Here is a 20,693-nt window from a genome sequence, read left to right on the forward strand (position 1 = left end):
GGATTGTCATGCGCATGCCATCCATGCCAACTCGCCCTGCGCCGGGCTGCCTCGGGCATCGGTACCGCCCTGGCGCCCGGCCGCGACAGGAAGGAAGACGAGCATGTTCGGTCGGACATCGCGCCTGCTGGGGGTCGGCCTCGCGGCGGCATGTGTCGTACAGCTGCTGGTGGGCGCGACGCCGAGCGCCGCCCAGGACGAGACGTGCGCGGTCAAGTCGAAGCCCACCGGAAAGGTGCTCCAGGGGTACTGGGAGAACTGGGACGGCGCGTCGAACGGTGTGCACCCGCCGCTCGGCTGGATCCCGGTCACCGACAACCGCATCACCCAGCACGGCTACAACGTGATCAACGCGGCCTTCCCCGTCATCCTCTCGGACGGCACCGTCCTGTGGGAGGACGGGATGGACTCCACCGTGAAGGTCCCGACCCCGGCCGAGATGTGCCGGGCGAAGGAGTCGGGACTCACCACCTTGATGTCCATCGGGGGCGCGGCCGCAGGCATCGACCTGAGCTCCGGCGCGGTCGCCGACCGGTTCGTCGAGACCGTGGTGCCGATCCTGAAGAAGTACAACTTCGACGGCATCGACATCGACATCGAGACCGGTCTGACCGGCAGCGGCAACATCAGCCGGCTGTCGGCCTCGCAGGCCAACCTGATCCGCATCATCGACGGCGTACTCGCGCGGATGCCCTCGAACTTCGGGCTGACGATGGCGCCGGAGACCGCCTATGTCACCGGCGGGAGCATCACCTACGGCTCGATCTGGGGCGCGTACCTGCCCATCGTGAAGAAGTACGCGGACAACGGCCGTCTGTGGTGGCTGAACATGCAGTACTACAACGGCAGCATGTACGGGTGTGCCGGCGACTCGTACTCCGCGGGCACGGTCGAGGGGTTCACCGCCCAGACCGACTGCCTGGACAAGGGGCTCGTCGTCCAGGGCACCACGATCAAGGTCCCGTACGACAAGCAGGTCCCGGGTCTGCCGGCCCAGCCTGGCGCGGGCGGAGGTCATATGTCGCCGGGTCAGGTGTCGCAGGCCTGGAACCACTACGGCAACGCGCTCAAGGGCCTGATGACCTGGTCGCTCAACTGGGACGGCTCGAAGGGGTGGACCTTCGGCGACAACGTCAAGGCGCTCCTGGGCCGCTGAAGCCCGGGGGCATCGCGGACCGGGCGGCTCCGCCGAGGTGGACGGAGCCGCCGTTGCGGCCGTCGCGATCGCGGCCGGCCGGTGGGCCGTACGTTCAGGAACGCGGCTCGGAGGCGTCCAGCATGGCCTCGCGCTCCACGACCTTGATCCGCTCGCGCCCCTGCTCCGCGCCCAGGGCCTTCTCGTGCGCGTCCAGGCGGTGCCAGCCCTCGCGGGTGGTGTACCGGACGCCGCGCTCCTCCAGGAAGGCGGTGACGGCCTCCGGCTCGGGCTGCACCGGGGCGGGCAGGCGGCCCGCGGCCCGGTCCTCCAGCAGGCAGGCCACGGTCTCGTTGGCGTCGCCCTTGGTGTGGCCGATCAGGCCGATCGGGCCGCGCTTGATCCAGCCCGTGACGTACACCGAGGGCATGTGCTCCCCGCCCTCGACGACCCGTCCCGCCGCGTGCGGGACCGTTCCGGAGGCCACGTCGAACGGGAGCTTCGGGAGCTCCTGCGAGTAGTAGCCGACCGCGCGGTAGACGCTCTGCACATCCCAGTCGGTGAAGTTCCCGGTGCCCTTGACGTTGCCGGTGCCGTCCAGCTCGGTCCGCTCGGTGCGCAGGCCGACGACCCGGCCGTCCTCGCCCAGGATCTGCGACGGGGACTCGAAGAAGTGCAGGAACAGCTTGTGCGGCCGGTCGCCGACGTCACGGATGGCCCAGTTCTCCAGCGTGGAGGCGACCATGTTGGCCTGCTTGTTGCCGCGCCGGGTCTCGATCGAACCCGCGTCGTACTCGATGTCCTCGGGGTTGACGATGACCTCGATGTTCGGCGAGTGGTCCAGCTCGCGCAGCTCCATCGGGCTGAACTTGGCCTGCGCGGGACCGCGGCGCCCGAAGACGTGCACCTCGAGGGCCTTGTTGGCCTTGAGGCCCTCGTAGACGTTGGCGGGGATCTCGGTCGGCAGCAGCTCGTCCGCCGTTTTGGCGAGGATGCGCGCCACGTCCAGGGCCACATTGCCCACGCCGAGCACGGCGACCTTCTCCGCCTCCAGCGGCCAGGTGCGCGCCACGTCGGGGTGGCCGTCGTACCAGGACACGAACTCCGCGGCGCCGTGGGAGCCGTCCAGGTCGCTGCCCGGGATGTCGAGTGCGCGGTCCGCGTCGGCGCCGGTGGAGAAGATCACGGCGTCGTAGAAGGACCGCAGGTCGTCCAGGTCGATGTCGTTGGGATAGTCGACGTTGCCGAACAGCCGCAGCTGGGGCTTGTCGAGAACCTGGTGGAGAGCCTGGACGATGCCCTTGATCCGCGGGTGGTCAGGGGCCACTCCGTAACGGATCAGGCCGAAGGGGGCGGGCATCCGCTCGAACAGGTCGATCGAAACACCCGGGTCCTGGGCGGCCTCGGATTTCAGCAGCGCGTCCGCTGCGTAGATGCCGGCGGGGCCGGCTCCGACTATGGCGACGCGGACGGGGCGGGTCATCAGGTGCTGGTCCTTAGAACGGGCTGATGCGGGCAGTGCAGCTCAGGGTAAAGGTAAGGCTGGGCTTACCGTGACCCCCGGGACACGGTATCCGTTGCCTGTCCGAGACCTTGGGGCGGTTCGCCCTGCGAGACGTCCGGTCCCGCCGTCCGGTCCCCGGAACAGGCCGGGTGGTGCGAGGGGTGATTCGCCCGAGCGTGCGGGATTCGCTCGAAGAATCGGACAAATAATGGCAGAGTGGCCCACATGGATGATCGGGTAGCGGGTGCCCTGTCACTCCCGGACGACTGGCCCGCCCACCCGGATCTCAGTCTCGCCCTGAACCGAATGGGCAGCTTCGACTGGGACCTGGACAGCGGCCTCATGCATATGGACCGCCCCGCGCTCGACGTGTTCGACCTGCGGCCGGACGAGTACGACGACCGGCCGGAGTCGCTCGCGCGACGGGTGCCCACGGACGAGGGGGTGCGCCTCGACGCCATGGTGGCGCAGGCGCTCAAGAGCGGACAGGGCAATTACGGGGCGTACTTCAGGATCAGGAAGCGCGACGGCGGCCTGCGCTGGACCCATACCCAGGGCTTCATCCGGCGGGACGGGACCGGCCGCCCGCACCGCATCATCGGCATCGTCCGTGATGCGACGCAGGAGCTCGCAGACTCCACCGCCCGCCACGAGCTGGACCAGGAGCGGCGACGCCGCACCAGTCTGGTGGACGGCACCACGGCCGCGCTGGCCCACGCCCGCACCGTCGGCGACGTCATCGAGGTGCTGAAGAACTCCCAGGGTCTGGCACACCTCGGGGCGACCAGCCTGGTGATGGGGCTCATAGAGGCCGGACGCATCCATCTGGTGGCCGACGGCCCGGAGGACTCGTTCGTGCCCGGCACCCGGTACACCCGGACGGACGAGCAGTACCCGATGAGTGAGGTCGTCCGGACACTCTCGCCCCGCTTCATCGAGTCCGCCACGGACTTCGCCACCTCGTACCCGATCCTGTGGCCCCACATCAGCCACCTCGGCATCACCTCGGCCGCCTATCTGCCGCTGATCGCCCAGGCCAGGCCCATCGGCGCGCTGGGCCTGCTCTACAGCGACAAGGATGGCTTCACCGGCGACGAACGCAATCTGCTGGTCGCACTCGGCAGCTCCATCGCGCAGAGCCTGCAGCGGGCCATGCTGTACGAGCAGGAGCACGACCTCGCCGAGGGCCTCCAGCAGGCCATGCTGCCGCGCAGGATCCCGGACGTACCGGGGGCGCAGATCGCCGTCAGGTACCGCTCGGCACGGCTGGGCCGGGACATCGGGGGCGACTGGTACGACGTCATTCCGCTGCCCGGCGGCAGGGTCGGGGCCGTCATCGGGGACGTGCAGGGCCACGACACCCATGCCGCGGCCGTCATGGGGCAGCTGCGCATCGTGCTGCGGGCCTACGCGGCCGAGGGGCACAGCCCCGCCACGGTGATGGCACGGGCCTCCGTCTTCCTGCACGAGCTGGACACGGAGCGCTTCGCGACCTGCACCTACGCCGAGGTCGACCTGACGACCGGTGTGGTACAGCTGGTCCGGGCCGGTCATGTCGATCCGCTGGTGCGCGAGAGGGACGGCAACTGCCGCAGGCTGCCCGTGGAGGGCGGGCTGCCGCTCGGGCTCTCGGCCGAGTTCGGGCGGCTCGAATACCCGGTCAGCACCGTCGAGCTGGACCCCGGCCAGACCCTGGTGCTGTTCACCGACGGTCTCGTGGAGGTGCCGGGCGCCGACCTCGACGAGGGCATGCAGCTGCTGACGGCCATGGTGCGAGGCGGCCCGCAGGACCTCCAGCGGCTGGCCGACCGGCTCTGCCAGGAGGTCGACGAGCGCGGCGGCCAGGACGACGTCGCGGTCCTGCTGCTGCGCCGCAAGGCCGCTCACGCGCCCCAGCCCGGAGGCCGACTCCAGCAGCATGTCGCACAGAGCGACCCGGAGGCGCTGAGCTCCGCGCGCCACATGATCAGGGCGGCGGTACGGGCCTGGGGTGCCAAGGCGCGGGCCGACGAGGTCGAGCTGGCCGCCGACGAGCTGATCACCAACGCGCTCATGCACACCGACGGCGGGGCCATCGTCACGATCCGGGTGCTCACCGGTCCCGAGCGGCGGCTGCGGGTCGACGTCGAGGACCGCTCCAGTGCGCTGCCCAGGCGCCGGGACGCGGGTGAGGCCGGGGTGTCCGGGCGGGGGCTGATGCTGGTGGACCGGCTGGCGGATCTGTGGGGCGTGGAACCCCGGGGCGGCGGCAAGAGCGTGTGGTGCGAATTCGTCATCCCGGCACACGAGTGACAGAAACGTGCTCACCCACTGAAAGTAACAGAACGTAACATGTCTGTACTTGACCGTAACCGACCGGGAGCGATTGACTGCGACTCCGTCAGTCTTTGTCTTCGATGACATGAGGATCCGTTGGGAACCGATCTGCTGGCACCGCTCGATCTGGCCTTCTGGCACCTCGAATCCGATGCCCACCCGATGCATCTCGGCGCGCTCGCCGTCTTCTCCCCGGCCCCCGACCCGGCGCACGGCGCCGACGCGGAGACCGTGCTCGAACTGCTGGGCACCCGTGCCGCTGCCATTCCCCGGCTGCGGATGCGGGTCAGGGACGTACTGCTGCCGGTCGGTGGCGCTGCCTGGTTCGTGGACAAGGACTTCGACGTCGACCGGCACATCCGGCGGGTGCGGCTGACCGGGGCGCAGTCGCGGGACGAGGGCGGCGGGTTCATGGCGGGCGCCACCCGGCTCGCCGGTGAACTGATGGAGCGGCCCCTCGAACGGGGGCTGCCGCCCTGGCAGATGTACGTGATCGGCGGCGTCGGCGGCGGTCCCTTCGCGGTGCTCGTCAAACTCCACCACGCGTTGGCCGACGGGATGCGCGCGGTTGCCATCGGTGCCGGGATCTTCGACGAGATCGCCGCCGCCGGCCGTGCCCGCGGCGGGGTGTCCGTCCGCCGCGCGCGGCCCGTGCCACCCCGCTCGTGGATGCCGGGCCCGCGCCAGGTGGCCGGCCTCGCGCTCGGCCGGATCGAGGATCTCGGGCGGGCGTTCGGTGTCGGAGCCTCCATGGTGCGGGCCAGCCGCCTCGACCTGCGCGGGGCGCCCGCGCTCACCGCGAGCTCCAGCGGCACCCGGCGGCTGGCCACCGCGGATCTGGATCTCGAAGCCGTCCAGCGGATCCGCCGTGCGGCGGGCGGCACCACCAACGACGTCCTGCTCGCCGTCGTCGCCGGAGCACTGCGCCGCTGGATGCGGGAGCGCGGCGAGGAGCTGCCCGACGAGGACCCGCGCGCCCTGGTGCCGGTCTCCCGCCGCAGACCGGGCCAGGCGGCGGCAACCGGGAACAAGCTCTCCGCCTATCTGCTCGGGCTCCCCGTCGGCGAACCCGATCCGTGGAAGCGGCTCGACGCCGTCCGCGTCGCCATGGACCGCAACAAGGCCGCGGGGCCCCTCCGCGGCGCCGGGGCGGTCGCCGTGCTCGCCGACCAACTGCCCTCGCTGGCCCATCGCTTCGGTGCCCCGCTGGCCGGGAACGCGGCCAGGATGCTCTTCGACGTCCTGGTCACCAGCGTGCCCCTGCCGCGCTCGGCACTCTCGCTCGGCGGCTGCCCGCTGCGGGCGGTCTACCCGATGGCCCCGCTGGCCCGCGGCCAGTCCCTCGCCGTCGCGCTGTCCACGTACGGCGGCCGGGTGCGGGTCGGGCTGGTGGCCGACGGCAAGGCGCTGCCCGATCTGGACCGGCTGGCGCGCTGCGCCGACGAAGAGGTGGCGGAGCTGCTCGCGCTGGTGTCGGCCCGTTGAGCGAGCGGCGCCCCGATCGGTTATAGGTCGGACAGATTTCCGGGAAAGTGTCGCAGTCGGGGCGACCGAGGTGTTGACGCGTCCAAGTGATCCGATGAATATTCGCTGTGTGCAGGAAGCGATCACCGGGGAGGGCGGCGGAAGCATGCGGCGCAACAGGCTGGGAAGCAGCACGGTCGAGGTCACCGAGCTGTCCTTCGGAGCGGCCGCCATCGGCAATCTCTTCACCGCCGTCGAACCGGCGCGGGCGGCCGCCGCCGTCGACGCCGCCTGGGACGAGGGCGTCCGCTACTTCGACACCGCGCCGCACTACGGACTCGGCATCTCCGAACGGCGGCTCGGCGAGGCCCTGCGCTCCCGCCCCCGCGACTCGTACGTGCTGTCCACCAAGGTGGGCCGGGTGCTCGACCCGCTGCCCGTCGGCGCCGCCGGATCCGGGGACGGTCCCGGCGGCCTCTCCGAGGGCTTCGCCGTACCCGCCACCCACCGCCGGCGCTGGGACTTCAGCGCCGACGGCGTACGCCGCAGCATCGAGGACAGCCTGGAGCGGCTGGGCCTGGACCGCGTCGACATCGTCTATCTGCACGACCCGGACGACCATGCGCACGCCGCGTTCCACGAGGCCTACCCGGCGTTGGAGAAGCTGCGCGCCCAGGGCGTGGTGGGGGCCATCGGCGCCGGGATGAACCAGACCGCGATGCTGACCCGGTTCCTGCGCGACACCGATGTCGACGTGGTGCTCTGCGCCGGGCGCTACACCCTGCTCGACCAGTCCGCGCTGACCGAACTGCTGCCCGAGGCGGCCGCCCGCGGCCGCAGCGTGGTCGTCGGAGGAGTCTTCAACTCCGGGCTGCTCGCCGACCCGCGCCCCGGAGCCACGTACGACTACACGGCAGCACCCCTCTCCCTCCTGGACCGGGCCCTGCGCATCAAGTCCGTCACGGAGGGGCACGGCGTCCCGCTGCGGGCCGCCGCACTCCACTACCCGCTCGCCCACCCGGCCGTCGCCGGGGTGCTCGTGGGCACCCGCTCCCCGGACGAGGTGCGCGACGCCGCCGCCCTGCTCCGCCGCGACATCCCGGACGAGCTCTGGGCGGAGCTGCGCGCCGAGGGCCTGCTGACCGAGAACGGACACTGACATGAGAATCGCCCTGCACACCAAGGTCCGCGCCGACCGCATCGAGGAGTACGAGGCCGCGCACCGCGAGGTCCCGGCGGAGCTCACCGCCGCGATCCGTGCGGCGGGCGCCACCTCCTGGACGATCTGGCGCAGCGGCACCGACCTCTTCCACGTCATCGACTGCGAGGACTACGCCGCACTCCTCGCCGAGCTGGAGCAGCTCCCCGTCAACGTCGCCTGGCAGGCCAGGATGGACGAACTGCTCGACGTGGCCCACGACTACTCGGCCGACGGCGCCGGAGCAGGTCTCCAGGTCGCCTGGGAGCTGTGACATGACCGGTCAGGAACGGATCGTCGACGCCCACCACCATGTGTGGGACCTGTCGGTACGCGACCAGGACTGGATCACCGGCGAAGAACTCGCCCCGCTCAGACGCGACTTCACCCTGGCCGACCTGGAGCCCGAGGCGCGCGCCGCTGGGGTGCGCGCCACCGTCCTGGTCCAGACCGTCACCGTCGCGGAGGAGACCCCCGAGTTCCTGGCCCTCGCCCATGACAGCGGCCTCGTCGCGGGCGTCGTCGGCTGGTGCGACCTCACGGCCCCGGACGTCGCCGACACGCTGGCCGCGCTGCGCGAACTCCCCGGCGGCGACCGGCTCGTCGGCATCCGCCACCAGGTCCAGGGCGAACCCGACCCCGCCTGGCTGCTGCGCCCCGACGTCCTGCGCGGACTGCGCGCCGTCGCCGACGCCGGGCTCGTCTACGACCTCGTCGTCCAGGCGCGTCAGCTGCCCGCCACCGTCCAGGCCGCGGCACTGCTGCCCGAGCTGACCTTCGTGCTCGACCACGCGGGCAAGCCACCCGTCGCCGCTGGTGAACTGCGCCCCTGGGCCGACGACGTCAGGGCGCTGGCAGCCCGCCCCAACACCGTCTGCAAGCTCTCCGGACTGGTCACCGAGGCCGATCCGCGCTCCTGGACCGTGAGCGACCTGCGCCCGTACGCCGACACCGTCCTCGACGCCTTCGGCCCCGACCGGCTGATGTTCGGCTCGGACTGGCCCGTGTGCCGGCTGGCGGCGACGTACGAGGAGGTCGTCGACACGGCCCGCACCTTGACCGACGCCCTCGGCAAAGACGAACGCGCCCGCATTCTCGCCACCACGGCCGAGCGCGTCTACGGTCTCCGATAGGCACCGGACCGACGCTTCCGGCAGTCTGGAACCATGCCCGAACTGCCGGAAGTCGAAGCCCTGCGGGTCTTCCTCGACGACCACCTGGTCGGCAAGGAGATCGACCGCGTCCTGCCGCTCAACGTCAGCGTCCTCAAGACGTACGACCCACCGCCGGCCGCCCTGCACGGCGCCGCGGTCACCGCCGTCGCCCGGCACGGCAAGTTCCTTGACATCGCGGCCGGACAGCTGCACCTGATCACCCATCTCGCCCGGGCCGGCTGGCTGCGCTGGAACGAATCCTTCCCCACCGCGCCGCCACGCCCGGGCAAGGGGCCCCTGGCGCTGCGCACCGTGCTCACCGGCGGCGACGGCTTCGACCTCACCGAGGCGGGCACCACCAAACGCCTCGCCGTGTACCTGGTGCACGACCCGGCCGAGGTGCCCGGCATCGCCCGGCTGGGCCCCGACCCTCTCGACGAATCCTTCGACCGCGACGCCTTCGCCGCACTGCTTGTCGGGGAACGCCGCCGGATCAAGGGCGCGCTGCGCGACCAGTCCCTGATCGCCGGCATCGGCAACGCCTACAGCGACGAGATCCTGCACGCCGCGAAGATGTCGCCGTACCTGCTCACCACGGACCTCACCGACGACCGGATCACCCGGCTCCACACGGCGCTGCGCACCACGCTCCACGACGCGGTCGCACGCTCCAGCGGACTGGCGGCCGGAAAGCTCAAGGCCGAGAAGAAGAGCGGGATGCGGGTCCACGGACGCACCGGCGAGCCCTGCCCCGTCTGCGGGGACACCATCCGCGAGGTGTCGTTCAGCGACTCCTCGCTCCAGTACTGCCCGACCTGCCAGACCGGCGGCAAGCCGCTCGCCGACCGCCGTCTCTCCAGGCTGCTGAAATGACCCGCCGCCGTGCGCGGGCGGGCCGGTGCACGCAGAAGCGGTGAAGCACCCCCGTGCGCGCCCTACACTCCGGCCCATGCTGCGCGTACTCGCCGTCGACGACGAAGAACCCGCCCTGGAGGAACTCCTCTACCTCCTGCGGGCCGATCCCCGCATCCGCAGCGCCGAGGGGGCCACCGGGGCCACCGAGGCGCTGCGCCGCATCGGCAGCGCCGTCGAGGCGGGACCGGACGACCCGGCCGCCATCGACGTGGTGTTCCTGGACATCCACATGGCGGGCCTCACCGGCCTCGACGTGGCCCAGCTGCTGGCAGGCTTCGCCGCGCCTCCCCTCATCGTCTTCGTCACCGCGCACGAGGGCTTCGCCGTCCAGGCCTTCGACCTCAAGGCCGTCGACTACGTCCTCAAACCCGTACGCCGCGAGCGCCTGGCCGAGGCGGTGCGCCGGGTCGCCGAACAGGTCGGCGACCGCTCCGCGCCCGTGCTCGACACCGCGGGCGACCAGATCCCGGTGGAGCTCGGCGGAGTCATCAGGTTCATCCCGATCGACGACATCGCCTACGCCGAGGCCCAGGGCGACTACGCCCGGCTGCACACGGCCACCGGCAGCCACCTCGTCCGCGTCCCCCTCACCACCCTGGAGGAGCGCTGGCGCCCCCGCGGCTTCGTACGCATCCACCGGCGCCACCTCGTCGCCCTGGGACGGATCGACGAGCTCCGCCTCGACGCGGGCAGCATGAGCGTCCGCATCGGCACCGCGGAGCTCGCGGTGAGCCGCCGCCACACCCGGGCGCTGCGTGATCTCCTGATGCGCCGGACCGGCCGCTGACCAGGGCCTTGCGGGGGCCGGCCCTTCCCACGGCGGTCCGGTGCTGCGTACACTCCGGGCCCATGTCCGCAGAGCCAGCGCCCCGGCGCGAAGTGGTGACGGGGGAGCCCCGGCGGGTGCGCCCGCTGCCGCGCTACCGCACCCAGTCGGAGATCGACGAACAGACCGCACTCGGCGGCGCGTACGTCCGGTCGCTGATGCGCAGCCAACTGCGGGCCGGGCTCACCGCGTTCACCGTCCTCGCCGTGGTCGCCGGGACGCTCCCGCTGGTCTTCGAGGCCCTGCACAGCGCCGCGCTGGTCTGGGCCGTCCTCGGATTCGCCGCCTACCCGCCCCTCACCCTGATCGCCTGGTGGTACGTGCGACGGGCCGAACGCAACGAACGCGACTTCGCCCGGCTCGTGGAAGGCCGCCCCGCGCCGTGAGCCGTACGTACGCGGTGGCGGCGGTCGCCGCCGTCGTCCTCGCGACCGTCCTCGTCGGCGGTTTCGGACTGCGCATCTCCCGCACCACCTCCGACTTCTACGTCGCCTCGCGCACCGTGCGGCCCCGGCTCAACGCCGCGGCCATCAGCGGCGAATACCTCTCCGCCGCCTCCTTCCTCGGCATCGCGGGCCTCGTGCTGGTCCACGGCCCGGACATGCTCTGGTACCCGGTCGGCTACACCGCGGGGTATCTGGTGCTGCTGGTCTTCGTCGCCGCACCACTGCGGCGCTCGGGCGCATACACCCTGCCCGACTTCGCCGAGGGCCGGCTGGAGTCGCGGCAGGTGCGCAGGCTGGTCAGCGTCTTCGTGGTCGCGGCGGGCTGGCTCTATCTCGTACCGCAGCTCCAGGGCGCGGGGCTGACGCTCAAGATCCTCACCGGGGCACCCGGCTGGCTCGGCGACGTGCTCGTCGCGTCCGTCGTCGTCCTGGCCGTCGCCGCGGGCGGCATGCGGTCCATCACCTTCGTCCAGGTCTTCCAGTACTGGCTGAAGCTGACCGCACTCCTGGTCCCCGCGATCTTCCTGGCGCTCGCCTGGCACGACGACGGACGCCCACGGGTCACCTTCGACGAGCAGCTCTCCGTCTTCCGCGCCGACCATCCGCTGTACGCCACCTACGGACTGATCGTCGCGACCTTCCTCGGCACCATGGGCCTGCCGCACGTCGTCGTCCGCTTCTACACCAGCCCCAACGGCCGCGACGCCCGCCGCACGACGGTCGCCGTCCTCGCCCTCATCGGCGTGTTCTACCTGCTGCCCCCGGTCTACGGAGCGCTGGGCCGGCTGTACGCCCCCGAGCTGATCCACGGCGGGGACGGGGACGCCGCCGTGCTGCTGCTGCCCGGCCGGCTCCTCGACGGGCTCGGCGGGGACCTGCTCGGCGCGCTCATCGCGGGCGGCGCCTTCGCCGCGTTCCTGTCGACCGCGTCCGGGCTCACCATGGCCGTCGCCGGAGTCATCACCCAGGACGTGCTCCCCTCGCGCGGGGTACGGCACTTCCGGCTGGCCACCCTGCTCGCCATGTGCGTACCGCTGGCCTGTTCGCTGATGGTCAGCCGGGTGCCGGTCGCCGACTCCGTGGGCATGGCGTTCGCCGTCTCCGCTTCCTCCTTCTGTCCGCTGCTGGTCCTCGGCATCTGGTGGCGGCGGCTCACCCCGCCCGGCGCCATCGCCGGCCTGCTGCTCGGCGGCGGCTCCGCGTTCCTGTCCGTCGCCATCACCGTCAGCGGCGCGGTACGCCCGCCGGGCTGGCCGCACGCCCTGCTCGCCTGGCCCGCCGTCTGGTCGGTGCCGGTCGGCTTCCTAGCGATGGTCCTGGTGTCCCTCGCCACGCCCGGCCGAATACCCTCCGGCACCAATGCCGCCATGACCCGCTTCCACCTCCCCGAAGCGCTGACATCGGGGAGGCACCGATGACCGGAGCCGGATACGCCGTACTGGTCCTGCTCGCCCTCCTGCTGCTCGGCGCGGGGGTCCTGCTCGGCCGCCGCACCGCCCGCCCCCTCCGCACCAGCGACATCGGAACCCCCGTCGAGCACGCCACCTTCGAGACGCTGCACACCGCCTCGCTCGCCGCGCCCCCGCTGCGCGCCGGGCTCACCGAGGAGAGCGCCCGCAGATCCGCCCGCAGGCTGCGTTCACTGCTCGGCACCGACGCGCTCTGCCTCACCGACCGCGAGCGGGTGCTCGTCTGGGACGGCGAGGGCGAGCACCACGGCCGTCACGTCATGGACCAGGTACAAGGCCTTCTCGCCAGCGGCCGGGACACCGCCTTCCACAGCGACTGCGACGACCTTGACTGCCCGCTGCGCTGGGCCGTCGCCGTGCCGCTCACCGTCGACAACCGGGTGCTGGGCACCCTGATCGCCTACGCGCCGCGTGAATCCGCGGTGCTGGCGAGAGCCGCCGGAGAGGTGGCCCGCTGGGTCTGCGTACAGCTGGAACTCGCCGAACTCGACCGCTCCCGCACCCAGCTCATCGAGGCCGAGATCAGAGTGCTGCGGGCCCAGATCTCCCCGCACTTCATCTTCAACTCGCTGGCCGCCATCGCCTCGTTCGTCCGGACCGACCCGGAACGAGCCCGCGAACTCCTCCTGGAATTCGCCGACTTCACCCGCTACTCGTTCCGCAGCCACGGCGACTTCACCACCCTCGCCGACGAACTCCACTCCATCGACCAGTACCTGGCACTCGTACGGGCCCGGTTCGGCGAACGGCTCGCCGTCACCCTCCAGATCGCCCCCGAGGTCCTGCCCGTCGCCCTGCCGTTCCTCTGCCTCCAGCCACTGGTGGAGAACGCCGTCAAGCACGGCCTCGAAGGAACCGTGCCCGCGCCCCGGGACCCCGGCGCGGTACCGGCGGGGGAGACCCCGACCCGCATCACCATCAGCGCCTTCGACGCCGGCTCCGAGGCCGAGGTCGTCATCGAGGACAACGGCACGGGAATGGATCCGGAACGCCTGCGCCACATCCTGCGCGGCGAGGGCGGCCACTCCACCGGGATCGGACTGCTCAACGTCGACGAACGGCTGCGCCAGGTGTACGGGGACGACTACGGACTCGTCATCGAGACGGGCATCGGCGCCGGGATGAAGATCACGGTGCGGCTGCCGAAGTACCGTGCCGGGGTGCACGGTTCCTGACCGGCGGGCCGGAGCCGGTTCAGTGGAGATGGATCGCCAGATGTCCCAGCGGCAGGCCCAGCTGCCAGGCCGGCGTCCACACCTGGGCCGCCTCCTCCGCGTCCGGTCCGTCACCCACCGCTTCCCGGGCCGGCGCACCGATCGCGTCGAGGTCGGCCGCGAGCAGTTCGGTCTCCTCCAGCCAGCGCCAGGCCGCGCGGGCCAGCGCCAGATCGGGATCCGCCCCGGCCGCCGGGACCGTGCCGAGCACGCCGAGCCGTTCCCGGACCCAGCCGCACCACTCCGCCCCGTACGCCGTCAGCACGCGCAGCTCGTCCAGCCGGGCCGCGGGCAGCGCATCGGGCACCGCGCCGTCGGAGAGGAAGACGGTGAGCGCGAGGGCGTCGCGGCCCGCGCGGTACTCCAGCGTGGACGGCTCCATCAGATCGCCGGTCCGCAGCATTTCATCGGCGATGTACTCCGCGTACATCCAGGCCATCGGGACCAGCAGGCCGTTCCCACTGGTTCCGTCCTGACGCTCCGGGCGCATCGCGTCTCGCCTCTTTCTCTGTTCGGCACCGCGCTTCACGGAGCATTGAACCGGGGGAGTGCCGCCCGCGTGGCCAGAAGGACAGGATCCGTTCACGACACGAGGATGCGATGACCGCCGATCCCGGGGAGGGCCCGCACATGCGGCATGTGCTCGGCGCCTACGTACTCGACGCGCTCACGGCCGGCGAGACCCGCACGGTCTCCTGCCATCTGCAGAGCTGCGACCGCTGCGCCGCCGACTACGTGGAGGCCGCGGAGGCCGTCTCGCTGCTCGCCCTGCTGTGCGAGGAGGACCTGCTGGAGTAGCCGGGCAGGTTGCGGGCGAGCCGGCGCAGCGCGTAGTAGGACCGGGACTTGACCGTGCCCGCCGGGATGCCGAGCACCCGGGCCGTCTCGTCGACGGTGAGCCCGCGGAAGTACATCTGGACCAGGACCGCGCGGTGCTCCGGGCTGAGGGTGCGCACCGCGTCGCGCACGTCGAGGGCCGAGACCGCGGCTTCGGCGGGGTCCTCGCCGGTCGCGGCGGTCTCCAGTACCGCGTCGCCGACCTCGGCCGGCCGGGCCTGCCTGGAGCGCCGCGCATCGATGGCCAGCCGCCGTGCGACCGTGAAGAGCCAGGGCCGCATCGATTCGTACGGGGCGTCGAAGGCCTCCGGGTGCTGCCAGGCCCTCACCAGGGTCTCCTGGAGCAGGTCCTCGGCCCGCTGCCGGTCGCCGAAGGTCAGACCGAGCAGGAAGTGGAGGAGCGCGGGCCCGTGCTCCCGCTGGAGCTCCGCGAGGGCCCGCTCATCGGTCGTCGTGGTGGTCATCGTGAACGCCCTTTCCGCCGAGGTCCTGCCGATTCGCTGCAGACTGGCGTATACGAACGCATCGCGGCGCCGAGGAACAGGCGGTGGGCGGCTCCGTGCGACGAGCGGTCGCACAGTGCGGCGAATGGTGCGGTGAACGGTCGGGCGGCGGCCGAAGCGGTGGGCGCACGGGCGCCGGACAGCCGCCGCCCGACCACCCGGTCAGCCCGTTCCCGTACCCGTTCCCGGCGTCTTGGCCATCTCCGACTTCCGGTACGAGTAGCCGAAGTAGATGACCAGGCCGACCAGGAACCACACCACGAACCGCACCCAGGTCTGCCACTGCAGGAAGGTGATCAGCCAGACCGAGAACACCACCCCGAGGGCCGGGACGAACGGCATGCCGGGGGTGCGGAAGGTGCGCGGCAGATCCGGCTGCTTGTAACGCAGCACGATCACCGCGATGCACACCACGACGAACGCCAGCAGAATGCCGATGTTCGTCAGCTCGGCCGCCTCGCCGATCGGCAGGAACCCGGCGATCAGGGCCGAGGCGACACCGACGATCCAGGTCACCCGGGTCGGCACGTGCCGGGTCGGGTGGGTCTTGGCGAACCACTTCGGCAGCAGCCCGTCACGGCTCATCGAGAACCACACCCGGGTCACGCCGAGCATGAAGGTGAACATCACCGTGAGGATTCCGATGATCGCGCCCACCGCGATCACATCGGCGAGCCGGTCGAGCCCCACCGACTTGAAGGCCGTGGAGAATCCGGACTCCGGATCGATGTCCTCGTAGCTCTGCATCCCGGTGAGCACCAGGCACGCCGCCACATAGAGCACCATGGAGATCCCGAGGGAGTACAGGATCGCCTTCGGCATGTGGCGCTGGGCGTCCTTGGACTCCTCGGCGGCCGTCGACATGGCGTCGTACCCGAACACCGCGAAGAACACCGTGGCCGCACCGGTGAAGGCCCCGCTGATCCCGAACGGGAAGAACGGGGTGTAGTTGGCGGTGTCGATGTGGAACACGCCGACGCCGATGACCAGCAGGACGACCAGGACCTTCAGGACGACCACGACCGTCTCGAAGCGGGCCGCGTTCTTGATCCCGAGGGTCAGCAGATACGCGACGAGCAGGCAGAGCAACGCGGCGAACAGGTCCACCTTGTGGCCGTCGCCGGTGCCGGGCGCGCCCAGCATCCACTTCGGCACTTCGAGCCCCATCTCCCCGAGCAGGAAGCTGAAGTAGCCGGAGATACCGATCGCGACCACCGCCACGATCGCCGTGTACTCCAGCAGCAGGTCCCAGCCGATGAACCAGCCCACCAGCTCGCCGAGCACCGCGTAGCCGTAGGTGTAGGCGGAGCCGGCCTTAGGGATCAGGCCCGCGAACTCCGCGTAGCTGAACGCGGCCGCCGCGCTCGCCACACCCGCGATCAGGAACGAGATCAGGACGGCGGGACCGGCGGTGCCGTTCGCCACCGTGCCGGCGAGGGTGAAGATGCCCGCGCCGATGATGCCGCCCACGCCGATCGCGGTGAGCTGCCACAGTCCGAGCGTTCTGGTGAGCTGCGTGGTGGCTTCTCCCACGGGCCCTTTCTCGTCGATCTGCTCGATCGGCTTGCGGCGCAGCACACCTTCGCCCACTCGGAGCCTTGCCATGAGTCACCTCTCCGCTGACGGCTGTCCCTGACGGGCGCTCATGATGGCTCAGGCGCAGTCGGTGCGGAAGACGGCGAGCCGTCCGGCGGAGCGGAGAATTCCGGGACGCCTACGGGACCACCGTGACGGGCCAGCGCCCCGCCTTCACCAGCCGGATCGCGACCGATCCGATGAACCGGTGCCCGGCCGACTCCGAGGCGCCCACGACCACGGCGTCCGCTTTCAGTTCGTCCGCCGCGGTCACGAGGCCGTTGTACGGGTCGCCGCGGAAGGTGTGGAACTCCCAGCGCACATCCCATATGTCCTTCATGCGCTGCGTCGCCTCCCGGATCTCGCTCACCAGCCCCTCCGCGACCTCGCCGGTCGTATCGGCGACCGGGGCACCGAGAGCGGCTCCCGCGGGCAGCACGGGCTGGACGTAGACGAGGGCGAGCATGGCCCCCTGGCGGCGGGCCAGCCCCGCAGCGTAGGCCGCGGCACGCATGGAGGAATCGGACCCGTCCAGGCCTGCGACGATCACTTTCGGGCCGTCTGTGCCACGTTCGAACTTATGAGGCTGCGGTTCTGTCACGGCAGTGAGGCTATCCGCTGCCCGGTCCGCCCCCGTAGCGGGCCGCGTCACGGCCTCGCCCGAAGCTGCCGGATGGCGTGCCGGAGATCCCTCCAAGGGGTGCAAAACCCTCGGCGGCCGGTGTCGGTGACGGGGGCGGAACCACCGCTGTGCGAGCAGTTGGTCATGAAAAATGATCAGAGGCTACCGCGGCGCAGGGCACTGCTGCGACTGGCCGCCGGACTCGGTGCGGCCGCCGCCGTGCACGTGATCGCAGCGGATCCGGCCGGAGAACAGCTCCCGGCCACCGCATCGTCCTCGGCCGGGGCGGCCGGACCGCCGGCCTTCCGGGCGCAGTCCACTGCCTACCGGCTCCAGCCCATGACCGCGGGCGCCCCGCCCCGCTTCCGGCCGGCCGTACCGCCGGTCCGCACGAGGCCCTTCGAGGAGCTGCCCGGTATCGGGCACGCCATGGTGCTCTCCTTCGACGACGGCCCCGACCCGCTCTACACACCGGACATCCTCGCGACCCTGCGCGAACACGACGTCCGTGCGATGTTCTTCGTCTGCGGAGAGATGGCGAACGACAACCAGGACCTGGTGCGCGCCATCGCCGACGACGGCCACACCATCGGCAACCACTCCTGGACCCATCCCCTGGTCACCGGTCTCTCCCGGGCCGGCGTCCGTGACGAACTGGGCGCCACCAGCGAGGTCATCGAGAGGATCACGGGCGCTCCGCCGCTCTGGTACCGGGCACCGTACGGGGCGTGGAACCGCAACTCCTTCGAGATCGGTGCCGAGATGGGCATGGAACCGATGGCCTGGACCGTCGACACCTTGGACTGGACCGAACCCGGTGTCGGCACCATCGTCCGCCGCGTCCGGGACGGGGCCGCGCCCGGCGTCGTCGTGCTGGCGCACGACGCGGGGGGCGACCGTTCGCAGAGCGTGACCGCGCTGCGCAGGTACTTGCCCGAACTGCTCGACGACGGCTACCGGATCACGGTGCCGCAGCACCGCTGAGCGGCGTCGCCCCGGGGCCCGTGACAGGACCCGGGGCGACTTCTCGTCCGGTCGGCGCACTGCCCCTGCTCTCAGTGCGTGCGGCTCTGCCCGCGACGGCGTGCCAGACACGCGGCGCCGGTGGCCGCGACCACCGCCAGCGCCGTTCCGGCGGCGGTCTTCATGGCGTTCATCGTGCCGATGCCGCCGCCGAGCCCGCTGCCCACTCCGGCCGCGGCCACCGTGGCACCGGTGGTGGGTGCGTGCGAGAGCGCGGCGATCGTGAGACCGGACTTCGCCGGGGAGTCGGGCAACGTGTCGCAGATGAACGTCACTTCGTAGGAGGCTCCGGGCTTCGCGTCCCAGTCGACCGTGGCCGTGACGGAGCGGCCTGCGGGAAGGGTGACGGTGTCGAAGACGGCCGAGCCGGCGGTTGCGGTGGTAGGGCACCCCCGGGCGACCAGGGTGACCTGGTTTCCCGGCGTGATCACCGACGGAGTGACGGTGAATCCGGTCGCGGAGGACGCGCCGCCCGACATCGCCGTGTCCGCGAGTGCGGCCGGAGCGGTCAGGGCGAGTGCGACGCCGAGCAGGGCGACGGGTGCGACACGTATTGCGGCGCGCATGGGTGAGTCCTCCGGGTCCCCGAGGAGCACTTGCGGAACGAGTTTCCGCAAAGTGTCAGAAATGCACCTCGACCCGCCAAACGCTAGGAGTCGCGCATTTCGCCCGCGATCGGAGTGCGCCGCTCGGGGCACCGGCTTCGCCCGAGCGGCGCACCACCTGTGTTCCGGCGGATCGCTATCCGCCCGCGGCGTGCGGGAACAGATCGAGGAACGGTGCCGCGGTGGCCGAGATCCCTCGCCCGAAGGGGGAGTCGAAGTCCCAGATCAGGAAGAGCAGAAAGGCGATCAGGACACTGAAGAGGCCGGCCAGCAGCAGTTCGCGGAAGGTTCTGCGGATCTGCAGCGCGAACAACAGCCCGACGGTCACCAGGGCTCCGACGACGAGGCCGAACCAGACCACGCCCGGCATGGTCGCACCGGCGCTCTGGCCGCGTGCGCTGCGTGCGTCGTCGGCCGCGGCCACCTCGTCGACCAGTGGCTGATATGCCTGCCCCTCGTGGTCGTTCGCCGGCCGGTAATGGGTGACGTCGGTGCGCACCCGGTCCAGGAGACGGGTCCCCTCGGCGGTCAGGGTGCCGTGCTCACTCATCGCCCGCCACTCGTCGTGGACGACGTGGTGGACATAGGCGTCGACATCGGCGCGGATGCGGGAGCGCACCTCGGCCGGGTAGACGGCGGAGCGGACCTGCACCTCGTGCAGGGCCTGGGCCTCCTGGCGTACGTACTCCTGGGCGGCGCCGCGGCCCTCCCAGACGCCCGCGATGGCGAGGCCCAGCACGATCGCGTAGACCACGCCGATCATCATCGTCATGTACTCGATGACGTCGGGGGTCTCGGACGGGTCGTCGTCCTCCCCGACCCGGCGGTTGTTGAGCACGGCGACGGTCAGGACGACGGTGCTCGCCGCGACCATGGCGAGGGCGAGAACAAGCCATTCCGACATGGTGATCCTCCGGAGGTCAGCGGGAGCGTGGGCGCAGCACGGCGACGGCGAACACGGCGGGCGCCGTGATCACCAGGGTGAGGGTGACCAGGGAGGTGCCGTGCCGTACCGCTTTGCGTGCCGGCTTGCGGTAGGTGGGCAGGGCCACGGGACGGGGGGAGGGCGGTGCCGGGCGTGCGGAGTGCGAGGGGGAGGGTGCCGGAGTGGGCGTAGGCGTGGGTGTCGGAGTGGGCGTGTGCGTCGGCGCAGGCGGTGAGGATAAGGTCGCCGGCTCCGGTCGCGGTGGTGGGGGAGGGGGCGACGGAGGCGGGGGTGGAGGTGGAGGTGGCGGGGACGGCGGTCGTGGTGTGGGTGGTGGCGTCGGCTCGGGCACCGGGCCCGCGTAGCAGTGGCCGTCGCCCGACGTGGCGACCGATGAACTGCCGCCGTTCTCACCGATGGAGGCGTATGCGCAGCTGTCCGCAGCCGCGGGCGCCGGGGTGCTCAGCAGCCAGAGCAGGGCGACGGCCGCCGTGAGCCGTCCTATGAGTGATCCGTACACGACCGGGAGCATGTTCCGGCCGCTCGCGGGACACGCGGTGCGGGCGTGGGATTCGCCTGATGGTGGGGACCTGGGACGGCGGGTGTTTGCCGCCGGAGAAGAACGTGCGGCCCTGTTGAACCAGGTGGGCGCGCGGCCCGTGTGCAAGGTGGCGGTTGAAGCGGGTGCCATCGGCAACCGGGCTGTCCGGTAAGGAGGTTGACGCGCTCTCCAGGCGGAACCGCGCGCTTGCGATGCGGTGGGCGGCGTTTCGGGGAGGTCGTCGTGCGGCTGATGAAGCGGGCCGGTGCGGACGTCTTCGCCTTGAAGCGAAGGGCTAATGCCTCATTGGTAAAGAATGCTGTCAATTACTTCAGTGCCAAGGGATTTGCCGGTTGCAATCGGTCCGGCGGAGTCAAGTGGCAGGGCAGCAGCCGCCATCCGGTCCAGACCTTTATTCCGC

The 20,693-nt window shown here is 71.2% G+C and carries 21 protein-coding genes; 13 read left to right on the forward strand and 8 right to left on the reverse strand.

The annotated features are described in order from the left end of the window. Positions 1–103: 103 nt before the first annotated feature. Positions 104–1,156, forward strand: coding sequence for a chitinase (locus IE107_RS01775; RefSeq protein ID WP_189540207.1), 1,053 nt, complete (start codon positions 104–106; stop codon positions 1,154–1,156). Between the two features lie 94 nt (positions 1,157–1,250). Here the strand turns inward: IE107_RS01775 and IE107_RS01780 are convergent, their stop codons facing one another. Then, complete coding sequence (locus IE107_RS01780; RefSeq protein WP_189540209.1) at positions 1,251–2,618, reverse strand: FAD-dependent oxidoreductase; 1,368 nt, start codon at positions 2,616–2,618, stop codon at positions 1,251–1,253. A 246-nt stretch (positions 2,619–2,864) separates the two neighbouring features. On the opposite strand from IE107_RS01780, the gene IE107_RS01785 reads away from it, so the two are divergent. The 10 genes from IE107_RS01785 to IE107_RS01830 all read left to right on the forward strand — a co-directional run bounded on the left by IE107_RS01785 (position 2,865) and on the right by IE107_RS01830 (position 13,602). Then, positions 2,865–4,931 (forward strand): SpoIIE family protein phosphatase, encoded by a 2,067-nt coding sequence (locus IE107_RS01785; RefSeq protein ID WP_189540210.1) that lies wholly within the window; start codon positions 2,865–2,867, stop codon positions 4,929–4,931. 120 nt (positions 4,932–5,051) lie between these two features. Beyond that, the gene (locus IE107_RS01790; protein WP_189540212.1) at positions 5,052–6,440 is read left to right on the forward strand and encodes a wax ester/triacylglycerol synthase family O-acyltransferase; all 1,389 of its coding nucleotides are present in this window, start codon (positions 5,052–5,054) and stop codon (positions 6,438–6,440) included. Positions 6,441–6,585: 145 nt separating this feature from the next. After that, the gene (locus tag IE107_RS01795; RefSeq protein WP_189540214.1) at positions 6,586–7,578 is read left to right on the forward strand and encodes an aldo/keto reductase; all 993 of its coding nucleotides are present in this window, start codon (positions 6,586–6,588) and stop codon (positions 7,576–7,578) included. 1 nt (position 7,579) lies between these two features. Beyond that, the gene (locus IE107_RS01800) at positions 7,580–7,891 is read left to right on the forward strand and encodes an L-rhamnose mutarotase (RefSeq protein WP_189540216.1); all 312 of its coding nucleotides are present in this window, start codon (positions 7,580–7,582) and stop codon (positions 7,889–7,891) included. 1 nt (position 7,892) lies between these two features. Next, positions 7,893–8,750, forward strand: a complete 858-nt coding sequence (locus tag IE107_RS01805; protein ID WP_189540218.1) for an amidohydrolase family protein — start codon at positions 7,893–7,895, stop codon at positions 8,748–8,750. A gap of 33 nt (positions 8,751–8,783) precedes the next feature. Continuing rightward, positions 8,784–9,644: an Fpg/Nei family DNA glycosylase gene (locus IE107_RS01810; protein ID WP_189540220.1), complete on the forward strand. Its 861-nt coding sequence runs from the start codon at positions 8,784–8,786 to the stop codon at positions 9,642–9,644. 76 nt (positions 9,645–9,720) lie between these two features. Further along, the gene (locus IE107_RS01815) at positions 9,721–10,473 is read left to right on the forward strand and encodes a LytR/AlgR family response regulator transcription factor (protein WP_189540223.1); all 753 of its coding nucleotides are present in this window, start codon (positions 9,721–9,723) and stop codon (positions 10,471–10,473) included. A 62-nt stretch (positions 10,474–10,535) separates the two neighbouring features. Then, positions 10,536–10,898: a hypothetical protein gene (locus IE107_RS01820; RefSeq protein ID WP_189540225.1), complete on the forward strand. Its 363-nt coding sequence runs from the start codon at positions 10,536–10,538 to the stop codon at positions 10,896–10,898. Further along, positions 10,895–12,376 carry a sodium/solute symporter gene (locus tag IE107_RS01825; protein ID WP_189540227.1) on the forward strand — a complete coding sequence of 494 codons (1,482 nt, stop codon included), beginning with the start codon at positions 10,895–10,897 and terminating at the stop codon, positions 12,374–12,376. Before IE107_RS01820 ends, IE107_RS01825 begins: the two co-directional genes overlap by 4 nt. Beyond that, the gene (locus IE107_RS01830; RefSeq protein WP_189540229.1) at positions 12,373–13,602 is read left to right on the forward strand and encodes a sensor histidine kinase; all 1,230 of its coding nucleotides are present in this window, start codon (positions 12,373–12,375) and stop codon (positions 13,600–13,602) included. Before IE107_RS01825 ends, IE107_RS01830 begins: the two co-directional genes overlap by 4 nt. Before the next feature lie 19 nt (positions 13,603–13,621). Here IE107_RS01830 and IE107_RS01835 read toward each other — a convergent pair whose 3' ends face one another. Next, positions 13,622–14,131: a hypothetical protein gene (locus tag IE107_RS01835; RefSeq protein WP_189540230.1), complete on the reverse strand. Its 510-nt coding sequence runs from the start codon at positions 14,129–14,131 to the stop codon at positions 13,622–13,624. 110 nt (positions 14,132–14,241) lie between these two features. Between IE107_RS01835 and IE107_RS01840 the strand changes: the two genes are divergently transcribed. Beyond that, the gene (locus IE107_RS01840) at positions 14,242–14,439 is read left to right on the forward strand and encodes a zf-HC2 domain-containing protein (protein WP_189540232.1); all 198 of its coding nucleotides are present in this window, start codon (positions 14,242–14,244) and stop codon (positions 14,437–14,439) included. On the opposite strand, the gene IE107_RS01845 is transcribed toward IE107_RS01840, so the two are convergent. The 3 genes from IE107_RS01845 to IE107_RS01855 all read right to left on the reverse strand — a co-directional run bounded on the left by IE107_RS01845 (position 14,373) and on the right by IE107_RS01855 (position 17,157). Next, positions 14,373–14,942, reverse strand: coding sequence for a sigma-70 family RNA polymerase sigma factor (locus IE107_RS01845; protein WP_189540234.1), 570 nt, complete (start codon positions 14,940–14,942; stop codon positions 14,373–14,375). The two genes, IE107_RS01840 and IE107_RS01845, sit on opposite strands and share 67 nt — an antisense overlap. Before the next feature lie 201 nt (positions 14,943–15,143). Continuing rightward, positions 15,144–16,586 carry an amino acid permease gene (locus IE107_RS01850; RefSeq protein ID WP_189540236.1) on the reverse strand — a complete coding sequence of 481 codons (1,443 nt, stop codon included), beginning with the start codon at positions 16,584–16,586 and terminating at the stop codon, positions 15,144–15,146. A gap of 109 nt (positions 16,587–16,695) precedes the next feature. Continuing rightward, on the reverse strand, positions 16,696–17,157 hold the full coding sequence (locus tag IE107_RS01855) for a universal stress protein (protein WP_189540238.1): 462 nt from the start codon (positions 17,155–17,157) through the stop codon (positions 16,696–16,698). Between the two features lie 165 nt (positions 17,158–17,322). Between IE107_RS01855 and IE107_RS01860 the strand changes: the two genes are divergently transcribed. After that, a complete protein-coding gene (locus tag IE107_RS01860) occupies positions 17,323–18,162 on the forward strand; it encodes a polysaccharide deacetylase family protein (protein WP_189540240.1) in 840 nt (279 codons plus the stop codon). A gap of 71 nt (positions 18,163–18,233) precedes the next feature. Here IE107_RS01860 and IE107_RS01865 read toward each other — a convergent pair whose 3' ends face one another. From IE107_RS01865 to IE107_RS35665, 3 genes are all read right to left on the reverse strand, one after another. Next, positions 18,234–18,767 carry a hypothetical protein gene (locus tag IE107_RS01865; protein ID WP_189540242.1) on the reverse strand — a complete coding sequence of 178 codons (534 nt, stop codon included), beginning with the start codon at positions 18,765–18,767 and terminating at the stop codon, positions 18,234–18,236. 175 nt (positions 18,768–18,942) lie between these two features. Further along, the gene (locus IE107_RS01870) at positions 18,943–19,710 is read right to left on the reverse strand and encodes a bestrophin-like domain (protein WP_189540244.1); all 768 of its coding nucleotides are present in this window, start codon (positions 19,708–19,710) and stop codon (positions 18,943–18,945) included. 16 nt (positions 19,711–19,726) lie between these two features. Next, positions 19,727–19,858 carry a hypothetical protein gene (locus IE107_RS35665; RefSeq protein WP_268246543.1) on the reverse strand — a complete coding sequence of 44 codons (132 nt, stop codon included), beginning with the start codon at positions 19,856–19,858 and terminating at the stop codon, positions 19,727–19,729. Positions 19,859–20,693: the final 835 nt, after the last annotated feature.

Origin of the sequence: Streptomyces gelaticus (assembly GCF_014649535.1) — a bacterium.
In the GTDB taxonomy this organism is placed as follows: Bacteria; Actinomycetota; Actinomycetes; order Streptomycetales; family Streptomycetaceae; genus Streptomyces; species Streptomyces gelaticus.